At 61.9% G+C, this 16,749-nt stretch carries 18 protein-coding genes; 8 read left to right on the top strand and 10 right to left on the bottom strand.

Features of this window, described 5'->3' with window-relative positions; translation table 11 throughout:
• Positions 1 to 102 precede the first annotated feature (102 nt).
• From BM151_RS15560 to recR, 3 genes are all read left to right on the top strand, one after another.
• Positions 103 to 1,905: a DNA polymerase III subunit gamma/tau gene (locus BM151_RS15560; RefSeq protein ID WP_090061665.1), complete on the top strand. Its 1,803-nt coding sequence runs from the start codon at positions 103 to 105 to the stop codon at positions 1,903 to 1,905.
• A 30-nt stretch (positions 1,906 to 1,935) separates the two neighbouring features.
• Entirely contained in the window at positions 1,936 to 2,280 is a 345-nt protein-coding gene (locus BM151_RS15555) for a YbaB/EbfC family nucleoid-associated protein (RefSeq protein WP_090061664.1), read from the top strand.
• Positions 2,281 to 2,514: 234 nt separating this feature from the next.
• A complete protein-coding gene (recR, locus tag BM151_RS15550; protein WP_090061663.1) occupies positions 2,515 to 3,114 on the top strand; it encodes a recombination mediator RecR in 600 nt (199 codons plus the stop codon).
• 75 nt (positions 3,115 to 3,189) lie between these two features.
• Here the strand turns inward: recR and BM151_RS15545 are convergent, their stop codons facing one another.
• Positions 3,190 to 3,927, bottom strand: coding sequence for a DUF1013 domain-containing protein (locus BM151_RS15545; RefSeq protein ID WP_090061662.1), 738 nt, complete (start codon positions 3,925 to 3,927; stop codon positions 3,190 to 3,192).
• A 141-nt stretch (positions 3,928 to 4,068) separates the two neighbouring features.
• Here BM151_RS15545 and BM151_RS15540 point away from each other — a divergent pair, with 141 nt between their 5' ends.
• The gene (locus BM151_RS15540; RefSeq protein ID WP_090061661.1) at positions 4,069 to 4,710 is read left to right on the top strand and encodes a ribonuclease T2 family protein; all 642 of its coding nucleotides are present in this window, start codon (positions 4,069 to 4,071) and stop codon (positions 4,708 to 4,710) included.
• 29 nt (positions 4,711 to 4,739) lie between these two features.
• Here the strand turns inward: BM151_RS15540 and BM151_RS15535 are convergent, their stop codons facing one another.
• Positions 4,740 to 5,726, bottom strand: coding sequence for an NAD(P)H-quinone oxidoreductase (locus BM151_RS15535; protein ID WP_090061660.1), 987 nt, complete (start codon positions 5,724 to 5,726; stop codon positions 4,740 to 4,742).
• Positions 5,723 to 6,436, bottom strand: a complete 714-nt coding sequence (locus BM151_RS15530) for a COQ9 family protein (RefSeq protein ID WP_090061659.1) — start codon at positions 6,434 to 6,436, stop codon at positions 5,723 to 5,725. Before BM151_RS15530 ends, BM151_RS15535 begins: the two co-directional genes overlap by 4 nt.
• A 110-nt stretch (positions 6,437 to 6,546) precedes the next feature.
• On the opposite strand from BM151_RS15530, the gene rpsU reads away from it, so the two are divergent.
• On the top strand, positions 6,547 to 6,753 hold the full coding sequence (gene rpsU, locus BM151_RS15525) for a 30S ribosomal protein S21 (protein ID WP_066602373.1): 207 nt from the start codon (positions 6,547 to 6,549) through the stop codon (positions 6,751 to 6,753).
• 363 nt (positions 6,754 to 7,116) lie between these two features.
• On the opposite strand, the gene BM151_RS15520 is transcribed toward rpsU, so the two are convergent.
• From BM151_RS15520 to mscL, 6 genes are all read right to left on the bottom strand, one after another.
• The gene (locus BM151_RS15520; protein WP_090061658.1) at positions 7,117 to 9,168 is read right to left on the bottom strand and encodes a DEAD/DEAH box helicase; all 2,052 of its coding nucleotides are present in this window, start codon (positions 9,166 to 9,168) and stop codon (positions 7,117 to 7,119) included.
• A gap of 116 nt (positions 9,169 to 9,284) precedes the next feature.
• Positions 9,285 to 9,656: a DUF779 domain-containing protein gene (locus BM151_RS15515; RefSeq protein ID WP_090061657.1), complete on the bottom strand. Its 372-nt coding sequence runs from the start codon at positions 9,654 to 9,656 to the stop codon at positions 9,285 to 9,287.
• A gap of 133 nt (positions 9,657 to 9,789) precedes the next feature.
• A complete protein-coding gene (gene adh / locus BM151_RS15510; protein ID WP_090061656.1) occupies positions 9,790 to 11,310 on the bottom strand; it encodes an aldehyde dehydrogenase in 1,521 nt (506 codons plus the stop codon).
• A gap of 136 nt (positions 11,311 to 11,446) precedes the next feature.
• Positions 11,447 to 12,403, bottom strand: a complete 957-nt coding sequence (locus BM151_RS15505; protein WP_090061655.1) for a helix-turn-helix domain-containing protein — start codon at positions 12,401 to 12,403, stop codon at positions 11,447 to 11,449.
• 95 nt (positions 12,404 to 12,498) lie between these two features.
• Positions 12,499 to 12,957, bottom strand: coding sequence for an Lrp/AsnC family transcriptional regulator (locus BM151_RS15500; RefSeq protein ID WP_090061654.1), 459 nt, complete (start codon positions 12,955 to 12,957; stop codon positions 12,499 to 12,501).
• Positions 12,958 to 13,165: 208 nt separating this feature from the next.
• Entirely contained in the window at positions 13,166 to 13,600 is a 435-nt protein-coding gene (gene mscL, locus BM151_RS15495; protein ID WP_090061653.1) for a large conductance mechanosensitive channel protein MscL, read from the bottom strand.
• A 159-nt stretch (positions 13,601 to 13,759) separates the two neighbouring features.
• Here mscL and BM151_RS15490 point away from each other — a divergent pair, with 159 nt between their 5' ends.
• From BM151_RS15490 to BM151_RS21695, 3 genes are all read left to right on the top strand, one after another.
• Positions 13,760 to 14,458 carry a glutathione S-transferase N-terminal domain-containing protein gene (locus tag BM151_RS15490; protein ID WP_090061652.1) on the top strand — a complete coding sequence of 233 codons (699 nt, stop codon included), beginning with the start codon at positions 13,760 to 13,762 and terminating at the stop codon, positions 14,456 to 14,458.
• A gap of 76 nt (positions 14,459 to 14,534) precedes the next feature.
• Positions 14,535 to 16,004 (top strand): ArnT family glycosyltransferase, encoded by a 1,470-nt coding sequence (locus BM151_RS15485; RefSeq protein WP_177213178.1) that lies wholly within the window; start codon positions 14,535 to 14,537, stop codon positions 16,002 to 16,004.
• Between the two features lie 3 nt (positions 16,005 to 16,007).
• A complete protein-coding gene (locus BM151_RS21695; RefSeq protein WP_177213177.1) occupies positions 16,008 to 16,166 on the top strand; it encodes a hypothetical protein in 159 nt (52 codons plus the stop codon).
• A gap of 113 nt (positions 16,167 to 16,279) precedes the next feature.
• Here BM151_RS21695 and BM151_RS15480 read toward each other — a convergent pair whose 3' ends face one another.
• Positions 16,280 to 16,723 carry a YtoQ family protein gene (locus BM151_RS15480; RefSeq protein WP_090061650.1) on the bottom strand — a complete coding sequence of 148 codons (444 nt, stop codon included), beginning with the start codon at positions 16,721 to 16,723 and terminating at the stop codon, positions 16,280 to 16,282.
• Positions 16,724 to 16,749 lie beyond the last annotated feature (26 nt).

The following is a 16,749-nucleotide window of genomic DNA, read 5'->3' as shown; positions in this document are numbered from 1 at the left end:
GAGGGGGATTGCGACAGGCGCGCCACATAACAACGTCGCTCGGCGTTTTGCGAAAATCTGCATGTCAGGGTTTTCGCAAAACGCTTTAAGGAGGCACATCGCATGACCGACACCAATTCCGGCTACAAGGTTCTGGCGCGCAAATACCGCCCGGAGACCTTTGCCGATCTCGTCGGTCAGGACGCCATGGTGCGGACGCTCAAGAATGCCTTTGCTGCCGACCGCATCGCCCAGGCCTTCATCATGACCGGCATTCGCGGCACCGGCAAAACCACCACGGCGCGGATCATCGCCAAGGGGATGAACTGCATCGGTCCGGATGGCAACGGCGGGCCGACCACCGATCCTTGCGGCAAATGCGAACATTGCGTGGCAATCTCCGAAGGCCGCCATGTCGATGTGATGGAAATGGACGCCGCCTCGCGCACCGGTGTCGGCGATATTCGCGAGATCATCGACTCGGTGCATTACCGCGCCGCCTCGGCGCGCTACAAGATCTACATCATCGACGAAGTCCACATGCTCTCCACGAGTGCGTTCAACGCGCTCCTGAAAACGCTCGAGGAACCGCCGGCGCATGTGAAATTTATCTTTGCCACCACCGAGATCCGCAAGGTGCCGGTGACGGTGCTGTCGCGCTGTCAGCGCTTCGATCTGCGGCGGATCGAACCGGAGGTGATGCTGGCGCTGTTGCGCAAGATCGCCGATGCCGAAGGCGGGCAGATCACCGATGAGGCGCTGGCACTGATCACCCGCGCCGCCGAAGGCTCCGCCCGCGATGCGGAATCCCTGCTGGATCAGGCGATTTCCCATGGCGCCGGCGAGACCACGGTGGATCAGGTCCGCGCCATGCTGGGTCTCGCCGACCGCGGCCGGGTCCTGGACCTGTTCGACATGATCATGCTCGGCGATGCCGCCGGCGCACTCGAGGAGCTCGGCGGGCAATATGCCGATGGTGCCGATCCTCTGGCGGTGTTGCGCGATCTGGCGGAAATCACCCATTGGGTCTCGGTGATCAAGATCACCCCCGCCGCCGCCGATGATCCGACCATCGGCCCGGACGAGCGCACGCGCGGGCTGACCATGGCCGAGAAACTGCCGATGCGGGTGCTGTCGCGCATGTGGCAAATGCTTCTGAAAGCGATCGAAGAGGTGGCCAATGCGCCCAACGCGATGATGGCCTCGGAAATGGCGATCATCCGGTTGACGCACGTGGCCGATCTGCCGCTGCCGGAAGATCTGGTGCGCAAGCTCAATGAACAGAACCCGCCGCCGCGCCCGCCGTCTGGCCCCGCAGGCGGCCTGACGGGTGGCGGTGCACCGGCGGGCGGTGGTTCCGTCAATGCGCAGGGGTCCGGTTCCATGGGCGGCGGTCAGATGGCCCACGCCCCGGTGATGCACGCCGGTAGCCATGCGGTCGGCTCTGGCGCAGCGACCGCCCCGGCCCAGGCGCCCGATGTGGCGCTCGCCCGCTATGCCAGTTTCGAGACGATCGTGAACCTGATCCGGGATCACCGCGACGCGAAACTGCTGATCGATGTGGAAAACCACGTCCGTTTGGCCAATTACCGCCCCGGTTTCATCGAGTTCCAGCCCTGGGGCGATGCCCCTGCCGATCTTGCCGCCCGGCTGCAAAGCCGGCTCTTTGCCTTCACCGGCCATCGCTGGGGCGTGACCATCGCCGAAGCCCCTGAGGATGTGCGCACAATTCGTGAGATTCGCGATGCCGAGGAGCTGGCGCTCCGCCAAGAGGCGATGCAACACCCGATGGTGGCGAAAGTGTTCGAGCTTTTCCCCGGCGCCGAGATCGCGACGATCCGCACCCCGGAAAAGATTGCCTCGGAAGCCGCGCAAGACGCGCTGCAAGAGGTCGAAGATGAATGGGATCCTTTCGAAGAGGACTGATCCCACTGACAGTTTACGCAGGAGAATAAGATGCTCAAAGGTCTTGGCGGCCTCGGCGATATGGCCGGGATGATGAAAAAAGCTCAGAAAATGCAGAAGGATATGGCCGATCTGCAGGAGAAGCTCGATGAAATGACGGTTGTCGGCGAAAGCGGCGCGGGTCTGGTGAAAGCCACGGCGACGGCGAAGGGCAAGCTCACCGCGCTCGACATCGACCCGTCGATTTTCCACCCGGATGAAAAGGAAGTGGTCGAGGATCTGATCCTCGCCGCGATCAAGGATGCCCAGGCGAAAGCGGCCGCCAAATCCGAAGAGGAGATGAAAGCCCTGACCGAGGGTCTGGGTCTTCCCGCCGATTTCAAGATGCCGTTCTGAAACGGGGATGAGCGGCATGTCCCTTGCATTGGGCGGCGAGACGCGCATTGGACTGCCCGTGGGATGGCGATCCCCGGGGGGACCAGTCGCGCTTTATAGCCGTCACATCCGGGGAACATCGGCACGTCGCGAAAACCTCCCCCAATCGCCAGCCCGCCGGGACGGGCAGGCGAATGCGCGGCGGCCTGAGGCCTTGTTCCGCGCATCGGGCACAGGAACAATGTGGAGGCGCGCATGAGCAGTCAGCAGGATATCGAGGATCTCATCGATCTGATGGCGCGTCTGCCGGGGCTCGGGCCCCGTTCGGCGCGCCGTGCCGTGCTGCATCTGATCAAGAAGCGTGGCCGGTTGATGCACCCGCTGGCGCAAGCGATGCAGCAGGTGGCCGAAAGCGCGCGCGAGTGCCTGCGCTGCGGCAATATCGGCACCGGCGATCTCTGTGATTTCTGCACCGACGAGCGCCGCGCCAATGGCGAGATCTGCGTCGTCGAGGATGTCGCCGATCTCTGGGCGATGGAGCGCGCCGGCGTGTTCAAGGGCCGCTATCACGTGCTGGGCGGCACGCTCTCGGCCTTGGATGCCGTGGGGCCCGAGGATCTGCGTATCCCGGCGCTGGTGCAACGCGTCGGCGACGAGCAGGTGCATGAGGTGATCCTCGCACTCAACGCCACGGTCGACGGTCAGACCACGGCGCATTACATCGCCGACGAGCTGTCCGGACGCTGCGAGGTGTCTTCGCTGGCCCAGGGCGTGCCGATCGGCGGTGAGCTCGACTATCTCGACGACGGCACGATCTCGGCGGCGCTCAATGCCCGCAAACGCAACGCATTCTAGCACGATCTCAGGCATGAAAAACAAAACCCCGGGAGACAACTCCCGGGGTTTATGCATTCAAATGCCCTGACGCAATTACTCGTCTTCTTCGTCGTCATGCGCCCCATCGGGCAGGTTGAAGAAACTGTCGGCATCCGGCACCGAGGTATCTTCTTTTTCTTCATCGTCGCCCGAGAGCGAGAAGGCCTCGAGGCCGGCGATGGCGGTGGGGATTTTCGGCTCTGCGTCAGCGGCCAGAGAATCCTCGGTCGAGAGCAGCTTGCGACGCTCGTCATCGGTCATGCCGGCATCGCGGTTCTTCGCGGCCTTTTGCACGGCGGCGTCGAGTTCGCTTTGCTTACACAGGCCCAGCGCCACCGGATCGATCGGCTGCATATTGGCGATGTTCCAATGGGTGCGTTCGCGGATCGACTGGATCGTCGGCTTGGTCGTGCCCACCAGCTTGGCGATCTGACCATCGGTCAGCTCCGGGTGGAATTTCACCAGCCAGAGGATCGAGTTCGGACGGTCCTGACGCTTGGAGAGCGGCGTGTAGCGCGGGCCACGGCGTTTCTCTTCGCCCTGGGCAGCAGCGTTGAATTTGAGCTTCAGCTTGTGCAGCGGGTTCTCTTCCGCGGTCTTGATTTCTTCTGCGGTCAGCTGGTTGTTGGCCACCGGGTCAAAGCCCCGCACGCCGCCCGCGACATCCCCATCGGCGATGCCCTGAACTTCCAGCTCGTGCAGGCTGCAGAAATCGGCGATCTGCTTGAAGCTCAGCGTGGTATTGTCGACCAGCCAGACAGCGGTGGCCTTTGCCATAATCGGTTTTGCCATGGGTCACACTCCTTAAAATGCGGCTCTCCCCGGATACAACTTTCCCGTCGCCTCAAGGGGCTTTCCCCGGCTGGGGACGGTTCTCGTTGTCGGGGAACTTGGCGGCTGTATAGTGCGGATCGCAATCAGAGGAAAGAGAAAATGCGTAAACGGATCGTGAGTGCCTGTCTGACCGCCGCCCTGTCTCTGGCCCCCCCGGCCTTTGCCGAGGGCGAGCGCGCCGGAGATTTCGACTATTATGTGCTCTCGCTCTCATGGTCCCCCACATGGTGTGCTCTGGAGGGCGAAGACCGGGGATCGCCGCAATGTGACGGCGACTATGGCTGGGTGTTGCACGGGCTCTGGCCGCAATATGAAAACGGCTGGCCGTCGTACTGCAATACGTCAGAGCGCGATCCCTCTCGACGCCAGACCGCCGCGATGCAAGACATCATGGGCACCGATGGCGCCGCTTGGTATCAGTGGAAGAAACACGGGCGCTGTTCCGGATTGCCGGCGCAGGCCTATCTCGACACGGCGCGGGCGGCCTATGAGAAATTCACCCGCCCCGAGGTGTTCCGCAAACTCACCAAGGATGTGAAACTCCCGGCCGCGCTGATCGAGGAAGCCTTCATGAAAGAGAATGACGGGCTCGACGCCAATGAGATCACCGTGACCTGCAAATCCTACCGCATTCAGGAAGTCCGCATCTGCCTCACCCCGGATCTCGAGCCACGCAAATGCGGCGCCGACACGATCCGGGACTGTACGCTGGACGATGCGCTTCTGGAGGCGATTGAGTAACTGCCTCCGTCAATCTTTGATCTCACGCTTCAGATCTTCAACACGATCTTGCCGATATGAGCGTTGGTCTCCATCAGCGCATGCGCTTGTGCCGCGTCTGCCAGATCGAATTCGGAATGCATCACCGGGGCGACGGTGCCCGCCTCCAAAAGCGGCCAGACCTTGCTGCGCAGCTCGTCGGCGATTTTTGCCTTGGCAGCATCCGACTGCGGCCGCAGCGTCGAGCCCGTGAGCGTCAACCGCCGCAGCATCACCTGCGCGAAATTCACCTCCGCCTTCGAGCCTTGCAGGAAGGCAATGTTGACCAGACGCCCTTCCATCGCCAGCGCCTTGATGTTGCGCGGGATATAGTCCCCACCGACCATGTCGAGGATGAGGTTCATCCCGCCCTCTTGTTTGGCGAGTTCGACGAAATCCTCCTCGCGGTAATTGATCGCGCGCTCGGCCCCCAGATCCGCACAGGCCTGACATTTCTCCTCAGACCCGGCGGTCGCGAAAACCCGCGCGCCAAAGGCCCGGGCCAGCTGGATCGCGGTGGTGCCGATCCCTGACGAGCCACCATGGACCATGAACCGTTCGCCCGCCTGAAGCCCGCCGCGCATGAACACGTTGGACCAGACGGTGAAGAAGGTCTCGGGCAGGCAGGCCGCCTGTTTCAGCGTCAGGCCCTCGGGCACCGGCAGGGCATGAGCGGCGGGTGTGGCGACATATTCGGCGTAACCGCCGCCCGGCAGCAAAGCACAGACCTGATCGCCGATTTTCCAATCGGACACAGCCGCGCCAATCGCCACCACCTCGCCCGCGGCTTCGAGCCCCGGCAGATCGGAGGCGCCCGGCGGCGGATTGTAAAGCCCGGCACGCTGCAACGCATCGGGGCGGTTCACCCCGGCATAGGCCACCCGGATCACGATTTCATCGGCACCGGGCCTCGGCACGCGACGCTCGCAAAGCTGCAAGACCTCGGGGGCACCGGGGGCGGAAATCTCGACGGCGCGCATCATGTCAGGCTGGCTCATTCTGCATTCTCTCCCTGAGAGGCGGTCTGCGTCCCGGGGACATCCCCACGACGGGTGCCTGCGGGCGCTTTCACCATCGAGAGCATCGCATTCGGCAGCGCGAACATCGCCGAGAGCGCCTTGTTCTCGCGCACGCTGGCCTTGGCCTTCTCAAACTGCATGACATTGTCGATCCGCCGGTCGATGAAGGCCTTGGTGTCGGTGAACCCGTCGCTGTCATCGCCCAGCCAGAACAGCACGGTCGAGGCAAAGACCCCCGACAAGGTAGCGCGTTTGGTGTACCAGTTCACATCTTCGGAGCTGTCGCCCAGCGCCGACCAGATCGCATCCGCGGTCTCCCACAGGAGCCGCGTCCCCTCTGGCGCCAGATGCGGCAAGGAAAACAGCGACATGCCACGGCGCACCGCCTCGCGATCCACCGCCTGAAGCCGCAGCCAGACCGCATGGGCGATCCGGTCGCGAAACCGCATATCCGAGAGATCCGCCTCTTCGAGCGCCTTGACCATCTCGCGATCGCCGCGTTTGTGATAGGCGGCGGCCAGATCGACCGAACCGCGCGGCGCCGCGACCTTGGCCAGCGCCTCCGAAACCTCCGAATCGGCCACGGCAGCACGGAAGGTTTCCGGCCCCCAACCGTCGAAAACCACATGGATCAGCGCCGCATCGAGCAGTTTTTCAAGGGTCGGATCGGGATAGGCGGTCATTGGCATGGCTTTCTCCTCATGAGTCAGCCCCCATAGTAGACAAGCCGTGATGACTTTGCTATACGGCGGCCTCCTGCAATTTTTGCAAATCTAACTTAGGAAGGTGGTGACACCACATGCAGGTTAGCGTTCGTGACAATAACGTCGATCAGGCACTCCGTGCTCTGAAAAAGAAACTTCAACGTGAAGGCGTTTTCCGTGAAATGAAGCTCAAGCAACATTTCGAGAAGCCGTCCGTGAAGAAAGCGCGCGAGAAGGCCGAGGCCATCCGCCGTGCCCGCAAGCTGGCTCGTAAAAAAGCTCAGCGCGAAGGTATGCTCTAAGATCTTTTGATCCGACGTACGAACGGTCCTCTCGAGGACATAAAAGAATACAACCCCCGGAAGCTTTCACGCCTCCGGGGGTTTGTTTTGGGAACTCGCTTTTGATCGAGACTATTCGAACGTTTCGAGTTCAGAGCGAAGCCGCGCATCTCTGACGCGTGCGGTTGCGATCCCGACCGCAGACCCTCTCACTTTATCCCGGCCACCTCCGGAAAACTTCGACACGGGACGCCAACCTCGCCAAATCGCAGCCGCATGGGGACGCGTCAGCGATGCGCGGCGGCCTATCGGCCTTGTTCCGCGCCAAATGCGACGTTCAAAAGCGATCTCGGAGGATGAGAAAGAGAGTTCTCGCGGCCCCGTCTACCGTTTCCGCACCGGCACCGCGTCACCACCCTTATGCGCGGCTTTGGCGCCGCCGCCCTTGCGGTGGGGTTTCTTGCCCTTGCCTGCCGGACCGGATTTCGCGCCAAACTTGCCGCCGCCCTTTTTATCCCAGGTTTCATTCGGGCGTGTCTCGTTCGGACGCGATTTTGCCCGTGGTTTGCGCGGTTTCCCCTCACCCGCAGGTTTGCCCTTCGGCTTCTCCTGCGTTTTTTCCCGACGCGGCGCTTTGGCGGGGGCATGCACCGCCTCATCGCGTTCCTTGCGCGCGGGTTTCACGTATTTCTCGGTCTTCTCACCGTCATGGCGCGGCTTTTCACCGAAGGACGCCTCACCGCGGGCCGTCTCACGCGGTTTGTCGTACTTCGGCCTGTCATATTTCGGCCTGTCGCCCCGGGGGCCACGCGGCTTGTCGAAACTGCGCGGTCCGCGCGGTTTGGCGGGGCCACGGCTGAATGTGGGCACGCCCTCGACCGGGGTCGCCTTGACCCCGTCTTCCAGCTCGCCACCGGCACCGAGACGGTCGAGGAAACCCGCGACCACCTCTTCCTTCAGTTCCACGAAAGTCTCGCTGTCTTCCATCTTGATCTTGCCAATGGCCGTCTTGTCGAGATTACCGGCGCGGCACAGCAGCGGTAAGAGCCAGCGCGGCTCGGCATTCTGGTCGCGCCCGACCGAGAGCGAGACCCATTTCGACGGGCCAAAGGCGGCACGCGGGTCTTGCGGCCGTTTGGCCGTGTGGACATTGAGCTCTTCGGGGGCGGACAGCCCGGCACGGTAGAGGCGCAGACAGGCCGCGGCGACCTGCTCCGCACTGAACCGCTCCAAGAGCTTCGCGGCAAAGGCGTGATCCGCGTCATTCAACTCCTCGGCCCAGGCCGGATCGTCCATGATCCGGGCCTCATCGAGGGCAAAGATTTCCTCCGCCGTCGGCGCGTATTTCCATTCGGCGTCGATCTTGGCCCATTTCAACAGCCGCGCGGCTTTCTTCGAGATGTTATCCGGCGCGATCAGCACCGAAGTGCCCTTGCGCCCGGCGCGGCCGGTCCGGCCCGAACGGTGCAGCAGCCCCTCGGTGTTGGTCGGAAGATCGGCGTGAATCACCAGCTCGAGATTGGGCAGGTCGATGCCGCGGGCCGCGACATCGGTGGCGACACAGACCTTGGCCCGGCCATCGCGCAGCGCCTGAAGCGCATGGCTGCGCTCGTCCTGCGATAGTTCTCCCGACAGGGACACGACCGAGAAGCCGCGGTTGGCAAAGCGCGCGGTGAGACGCGCCACGGCGGCGCGGGTGTTGGCAAAGACAATCGAGGTCTCGCTGTCGTGGAAGCGCAGCAGATTGATGATCGCGTGCTCGGCATCGCGCGGCGCACATTGGATCACCTCGTAGGAGATATCGCTGTGCTGGCTCTTTTCCGCAATCGTGGTGATGCGCACGGCGTCACGCTGATAGGTCTTGGCAATCTCGGCGATGCTTTTCGACACGGTGGCAGAGAACAAGAGCGTGCGACGGTCCTCGGGGGCCTCGCCCAGCATGAATTCGAGATCCTCGCGGAAGCCGAGATCGAGCATCTCGTCGGCCTCGTCCAGAACCACGGCGCGAATGGCAGACAGATCCAGCGCCCCACGCATGATGTGATCGCGCAGACGGCCCGGCGTGCCGACAACGATATGCGCACCACGCTCGAGGCTCCGCCGTTCATTGCGGGCATCCATGCCACCGATACAGGTGGAAATCCGCGCCCCCGCCTTGCCGTAGAGCCACATCAGCTCGCGGGCCACCTGCATCGCCAGCTCGCGGGTCGGCGCGACGATCAGTGCCAAGGGGCTGCCGGCATGCTCGAAATGCTCCGCCTCGCCCAAAAGCGTCGGCGCGATGGCGAGACCGAAGCCCACGGTTTTCCCCGAACCGGTCTGGGCCGAGACCAGCAGATCGGCCTCGGCAAGCTCCGGGGCCGTCACAGCGGTCTGTACATCGGTCAATTTGTCATAACCGCGCTCGGCAAGCGCGTCGGAAAGGGGCGTCAGCATCAAGGGAAATCCAGTCAGGGCGCGCAGAACGGCTGCGCAAGATAGGCCCACATAGCGGATCTATCTGACCATGTCCATCATTGAGCGATGTTTGGTAAAAAGCAGCACGAAGGCGCTCAGGCCTCGAGCGCCTGCCATTCCGCGTCACTGAACACCCGCGCCTTTGACAGGAAGCACATGCCGCGGCCGGTATCGAGCGAGAAACCGGCGCCATGGCCGGGGGCGGCATCCAGGATCATCTGGCTGTGTTTCCAGATCTCATAGAGGCTTTCGGAAATCCACACCGGGGTGCCGTCCACCTCGCCCAGTCTCACGTCACGCGAACCGATGAGGTAATCGCCATCCTTGAAACACATCGGCGAGGAACCGTCGCAACAGCCCCCCGACTGCACAAAGATCACCGGGCCGTGCTCTGCTTTGATCTCCGCCAGCAATTTGCGGGCGGCCTCTGTTGCGATAACGCGGGCGGGCAGTAGGTCGGGGGACATGTCGCTTCCGGCTTTCAGGTCGAAAAAGCGCGGGGCGCCTGTGCATCCCAAAGGGGGGAGGGAGGAGAACACGGGCGCCCCGCAGGACATAAGCTCGAAAAGGAGCCGAGCTTAACTCAGGCTGAGGATTTTCTTAGAAGAAGCCCAGCTTGTTCGGGTTGTAGGAGACGAGCATGTTTTTCGTCTGCTGGTAGTGATCGAGCATCATCTTGTGGGTCTCGCGACCGATGCCGGACTGTTTGTAGCCCCCGAAGGCGGCATGCGCCGGGTAGGCGTGGTAGTTGTTCACCCAGACACGACCGGCCTGAATGTGACGCCCGAAGCGGTAGCAGGTGTTCATGTCGCGCGACCACACGCCGGCGCCGAGGCCGTACATGGTGTCATTGGCGATGGCGAGCGCTTCTTCCTCGTCCTTGAAGGTGGTCACGGAGACAACCGGGCCAAAGATCTCTTCCTGGAAGACCCGCATCTTGTTGTGGCCTTTGAGGATGGTCGGCTGGATGTAATAGCCGCCGGCAAGATCGCCGTTGAACTTGGCGGCATCGCCGCCGGTGAGCACTTCGGCGCCTTCTTCGCGACCGATGGTCAGGTAGGAGAGGATCTTCTCCTGCTGCTCGGAGCTGGCCTGAGCGCCGACCATGGTGTTGATGTCACGCGGGTCGCCCTGAATGATCGCTTCGACGCGTTTGATGCAGCGGGCGATGAACTCTTCGTAGATGTCTTCCTGAATGAGCGCGCGGCTCGGGCAGGTGCAGACCTCACCCTGGTTGAAGGCAAAGAGCACGAAACCTTCGACCGCCTTGTCGAGGAAGGCGTCATCTTCGCGCATCACGTCGGAGAAGAAGATGTTCGGGCTCTTGCCGCCCAGCTCGAGGGTCACCGGGATCAGGTTCTCGGTGGCGTATTGCATGATCATGCGACCGGTCTGGGTCGAGCCGGTGAAGGCGATCTTGGCAATGCGCGGCGAACGGGCCAGCGGGGCACCAACTTCGGCACCATAGCCGTTGACGATGTTCAGAACCCCATCGGGCAACAGGTCGGCGATGAGTTCCATCATCACCATGATCGCGGCCGGGGTCTGTTCCGCCGGTTTCAGCACGATACAGTTGCCCGCGGCGAGCGCCGGGGCGAGTTTCCAGGCGGCCATCAGAACCGAGAAGTTCCACGGGATGATCTGACCGACGACGCCCAGCGGCTCATGATAGTGATAGGCCACGGTGTCCGCATCGATCTCCGACATCGAGCCTTCCTGACCGCGCAGCACGCCGGCGAAATAGCGGAAATGGTCGGAAGAGAGCGGGATATCGGCGGCCATGGTCTCGCGGATCGGCTTGCCGTTGTCCCAGGTCTCGGCGGTAGCGATGATCTCGAGATTCTCGTCGATGCGATCGGCGATTTTCAACAGGGTGTTGGAGCGCTCGGCAGCAGAGGTGCTGCCCCAGGCGGCTTTCGCGGCATGTGCGGCGTCCAGAGCCAGCTCGACATCGGCGGCGTCCGAACGCGCCACTTCACAGACCTTCTCACCGGTGATCGGTGTGGTGTTGTCGAAATAGCGGCCGTTGACCGGCGGGGTGAACTTACCACCGATGAAATTGTCATAGCGGGATTTGAAAGGCGAAGCGTATTTGGCGCTCGCGTCGGCTTGAACGTTCATTGAATTCCTCCTCATTGCGGCGGGCCGTCTCCCACGGCACGCCTGTAAAGAAGAATGTGGACACTCGTATGCCGTCGGTCACCCCCGACTTTGGTGCCGTGCCGCAGCAATGTCTCACCTCTGAGACAGGTCGGGATCAGTTTTCGCCGTTTTCCCCAAGCCCCAGCCGTTTCATCCGGCGATAGAGCGTCGCGCGACCGATTCCCAGTTCGCGCGCCGCCGCCGACATATTGCCGCCGGCCCTCGCGATGGCGCGTTTGAGCGCGGCACGCTCGGCGCGTTCGAGCGCCGAAGCTGAGCTGTCGCGCCCGAGAATGTCGGAGGCCGGGCGCGCGGTGAGCTGTGCCTCCAGCCCAAGCCCAAAGGCCCGCCGTGCCGCACGGGTCGCCCCGACGATCAGGTCGTCCTGATCCACGGCCAGAAGCACCGCGCCTTCGGGGCGCTCTTCGGGACCGGCAATGATCCGGGCTTTCGGGAAGGCGGCGCGGAAGGCCTCGGTCTCGATCTGTTTTGCGGTCTGAGCCACGACACCGGCGATGAGCCTGGCGTAGGCTTCGGTCTGATCGGCGCGGCAGGACGAGACATCGAGCGCCGCGATCAATTGCCCGTCCGGGCCGAAGATCGGCGAATCCATACAGGACATCACGGTGTTGCGGCTCATGAAATGCTCATTGCCATGGATCGTGATATGACGGGCCTCGGCGAGACAGGTGCCGATCCCATTGGTGCCCTCGGCGGCCTCGGACCAGTCACAACCCTGCCACAGGCCCCAGGCCTGAAAGGTGTCGCTGTCGGCCTCCTTCGAGCGCTGATCGAGGATGACCCCGTCGCGATCGGTCATCAGCACCGAACAGCCGGTGTTGCCGACCATCTGAAACAGCTGGTCGAGCTTTGGCGTGGCGAGATCCATGAACCCTTCGAGCCGGGCACGGCGTTCATGCACCTCCGCCTCGGTAAAGCGCCGCGGCCCCGGATCGCGCGAGGGATCCAGCCCGTATTTCTGCAATGAGCGCCGCCAACTCGCGGTCAGACGTGTCCCGACGGACCCCGATTCGACCACGGAAATGATGTGTTCAGAGTGGTTTGTGCGCATCTTGTGCCGCCTCCTCCCAAACGCGGCAGGGCTCAGCCTTAGCACAGGTGCGCGGATTTCGCCAAATTCCGCGCCGCGTCCCTCCTGTTACCCCGTCAGACCGGCAGGGCCGTGGTCTTGAAGACGGTGCGCATGGAGAAGGAGGATTGCATGGTCTGCACCCCGGGCAAGCGCACCAGTTGACGATGCAGCTCGGCGAAGTGATCGGTATCGGCGGCCACGACCTTGAGAATGTAATCCGCCTTGCCGGCCATCAGATGGCATTCGAGCACATCGGGCACATTGCGCACGGCTTTCTCGAAGGCGGCAAGAATATCGTCCGCCTGGCTGGTGAGCGTCACCTCGACAAAGACGGTCGAACGCCGGTCGAGCGCCCGGGGGTCCAGAAGCGCAACATAGTCCTTGATGATCCCCTCCGCCTCGAGCCGCTGCACCCGCCGGTGACAGGCCGAACTCGACACATTGGCCTCCTGCGCCAGATCGGCATTCGAGATCCGGCCACGTCGCTGCAAAATCCGCAGAATTCGCCGATCCGTTTCATCGATCTTGGTCATGACGCGCAATTCTTCCTCTGAGGCTCCGATCTGCGCGACAATCTTCCATAGTTATTTTTTTTGAACAAGTCGCGACGGAAACCCATTCATGCCCCGTATTACGATTGTGTCCCCGTTGGTGGCGCAAGTCACCACCAGCGAAAAGGCCCGTTGGAGCGATCCAACGGGCCGATTTTTCGTCCGGGTTCTGAAGCCGATCTGGCGCTGGTCACTTTTTCAGCGAGTCGCGGATTTCCAGCAGCACCTCCAGCTCGGTCGGCCCTGCGGGTTCTTCCACGGCCGGGGCCTCCTCTTCCTTCTTTTGTGCCGCGTCTTTCACCTTGTTGACGTAGCGCACCAGCATGAAGACGACGAAGGCGATGATCAGGAAATTGATCACGGCCATGATGAAGGAGCCATAGGCGAAGATCGATGCCCCGGCTTCGCGCGCCGCATCGAGCGAGGTGCCCGCCGCCACATCGCCGGAAATCACCACGAAACGGTTGGTGAAATCGAGCCCGCCGGTGAAAATGCCGATGATCGGGTTGATCAGGTCGGCCACCATGGATTTGACGATCGCCGTAAAGGCGGCGCCGACGATGATACCAACGGCCATGTCCATGACATTGCCCTTGGCGATAAAATCTTTGAATTCTTTGAGCATTTCTATCAGCCTTTTCAACTGTCCCACCTTATGCCGCATCTGCAAAACACGGCCTGCACATTGCTTAGCACATTGGCGCACACGCATTAGCGGTTTTTTTTGAGAATGCGAGGCTTAGGTTGGGGGGAATTCGACTGTTGTTCACCCGCGAGGACCCCTATGACCCAGCTATCCCACCCGATCACCGGCCGTTGGCCCGCCAACCACCCGGACCTCCTGCAGCTCTATTCCTACCCGACGCCGAACGGCGTCAAGGTCTCGATCGCGCTAGAGGAGATGGGGATCCCCTATGAGGCGCATCTGGTGACGCTTGGCGATGTCGATGTGAAAAGCCCGGAATTCCTCGCGCTCAATCCGAACAACAAGATCCCCGCGATCATCGATCCGAACGGGCCGGGAGGTGCGCAGATCGAGCTCTTTGAATCCGGCGCCATCCTGATCTACCTGGCCGAGAAAAGCGGCAAGTTTCTCTCACAAGATCCGAAGACCCGCTACGAGACGATCCAGTGGGTGATGTTCCAGATGGGCGGCATCGGCCCGATGTTCGGTCAGCTGGGCTTTTTCTACAAATTCGCCGGCGCCAAGATGGAGGACCCGCTGGCCCGCGACCGCTATATCAACGAGGCGAAACGGCTTCTGGCCGTGGTCGAGCAACGTCTCGAGGGCCGCGACTGGATCATGGATGACTATTCCATCGCCGACATGATGATCGCCCCCTGGCTCAACGCGCTGGATTTCTATGGCGCCAAGGAAGTGACCGGTTATAACGAGTTGAAAAACGTGACCGCCTATGTCGAGCGTTTCTACGCCCGCCCGGCGGTTGAGAAAGCCAAGAACGTCCCGCCGCGCCCGGAATGAAGCGATGGACCCTTCTGTGTCCAAAAGCTAGGGTGCGCCCAAGATTCATCATGCAAGTGCGCACCCTATGACACATATGTCTTCCGACAGCCTCCCCAGTCCGGTCCCTGCAAACACAGGCCGGACCACACGGCTGTTTTTTCTGATCATCACAGCCTATTTCGCCGGCCAGGTCATCCTGCGACTGCTGCTTGGCGGCGCACTGGAAACCGATGAAGCAGAAATGTTGTTGATGACGCCGGGGTTTCGCTGGGGCTACGGACCGCAACTGCCGCTGTACAACTGGATTCAGACGGGGCTCTTCTCGATCTTCGGGGAGACATTATTTGCCCTCTCCCTGCTCAAGAATATGCTGCTCTGGGCGACTTACGCGCTCCTGTTCCTCGGCCTGCGCGCCTATGTTTCCGCGCGGGTTGCCGCCCTCACGGCGCTGTCGCTCTTTCTCATCCCTGACATTGCCTGGGAAGCCGAACGTGCAACGACCCATTCCAATATGTTGCTTGCCACGATCTCCGCGAGCTTTGCCGCCTTTCTCTGGGCTCTGAAAACGCGCAACTGGCGCTATTGGGCGCTTTTCGGCCTGGCCATGGGCTTGGGCGGCATCGCGAAATACAATTTCTGGGCCATCCCGACGGGGCTAACCCTTGCGGCCCTCACCCTGGCTCCGCTGCGCTCCGCTTTGCTTTCACCACGCATCTTGATCTCGCCGGTTCTTGCCCTGGCGATCGTCGCCGGCCCCTATCTCTGGATGGCAAACAACCCCGACCTTGCGCTGTCCTCGGTTGGAAAAATGGCAATCTCGGAGCAAGTCTCTCCGCTGGTTCCAGAAGGTGTCCCGCTCTATTTTCAAGGCCTCTTCATACTCCTTCTCCTGCCCATGCTCGTCAGCGCGTTGATGTGGCTTGCCTCAAGGCATCGCCCCATGCAGTCCGGCACCCGCGAGATCTCGACGCTTTTCCTCCGCGCCGGCGCGATCCTCGCCATCATCGGTCTCGCGATCGTCTGGCTGGCGGATGTCGGCCATGTCACCCCACGCTGGCTTTTGCCGATTGTCATCCCGATCGTGATTGGCGTTTTCCTTCGCCTCACACCACGTCTCTCTCCGCTGGCAATGCGTGGGTATCTGGGCGCTCTTGTTCTCTTCGCCCTTCTCGTCTGCACCGGCCTGACCCTTGATCGTTATAAGGACAACGCCCGCCGCGATCTGGACTTCGCCCCGCTCGCGCAGGCCATCGAAGAGATGGCCCTGCCCGAAGACACCCTGATCGTCACGGATTTCTATATCGGCGGCAATCTGGCGCGGCTCAGACCGGACTGGACCATTCGCTCCGACCTGCCTGCTTCGGCTCGCTCTGAAACTGCGGTGCATATTCTGCTCATCAGCCGCGCTTTGCAGACGGACGCGCAACTGCAACGGCTTGCCACGCAGGTGGGTTGGCCTCATGCGGCGCAGGCCATCTATGACAGCGGCGAGCAGATCGCCCTGCCCTTCCATCATGGTGACCGCAGCCAACCGTTGCGCCTGCTCTACGGCGCCATGGAATAGACGATGGAAACCGTGGACACGCAGAGCTCGAAAGACCAGCGATACGCCAACATCTTTCTCTTCACCGTTTTCGCCTATTTTGCGTTGCGTACCGTTTTTCGGACAGCGCTTGGGGGGGCTTTCGAATACGATGAGGCTGAGATGTTTGTCCTCGCACCGTAAGCTTCCGAGCTTGGGCCTTTGACCATTGCCACCCTGCCCTATCGTTTCGAGGATGTGAAACCCTCACCATCGCCTATGCGGTGGTGAGGGTGATGGCTGAAGGCTGAGGACACCTACCCGGGCAGCGTACCGGTCAAGACATAGGTGAGGATCTGCACCACCTGCTCCGGGGTCTCGGTCACAGCCAGCGCGGCAGCATCGACCTCTTTCAGCGCATGCTGATGTTCGGCCCCGTGCATGACGATCAGCGCCTTGCCCAGCGCCGAAGCATAGCCCGCGTCAAAGGCCGCGTTCCATTGTTTGTATTTCTCGCCAAACCGCACGACGACAACATCCGCCGCCTCGATCGCATTGCGGGTACGGATGGCGTTCAACTTGGCGCCCTTGTGGTCATGCCAGAATTTCTGATCCTCGGCGCCCATGATCGCCACACCGCAATCGTCGGACGCTGCGTGATCGGTCACAGGCGCGGAAAACGTGACATTGAGCCCCTTGGCTCCTTCGATGATCTGATCGCGCCAATCAGTGTGAATCTCGCCGGACAGATAGACTTTCATGTTTGCTCCTTCCCTATGAAAAAGGG

The organism is Celeribacter neptunius (assembly GCF_900113955.1).
In the GTDB taxonomy this organism is placed as follows: domain Bacteria; phylum Pseudomonadota; class Alphaproteobacteria; order Rhodobacterales; family Rhodobacteraceae; genus Celeribacter; species Celeribacter neptunius.
This window is presented reverse-complemented; position numbering and strand designations above follow the sequence as displayed.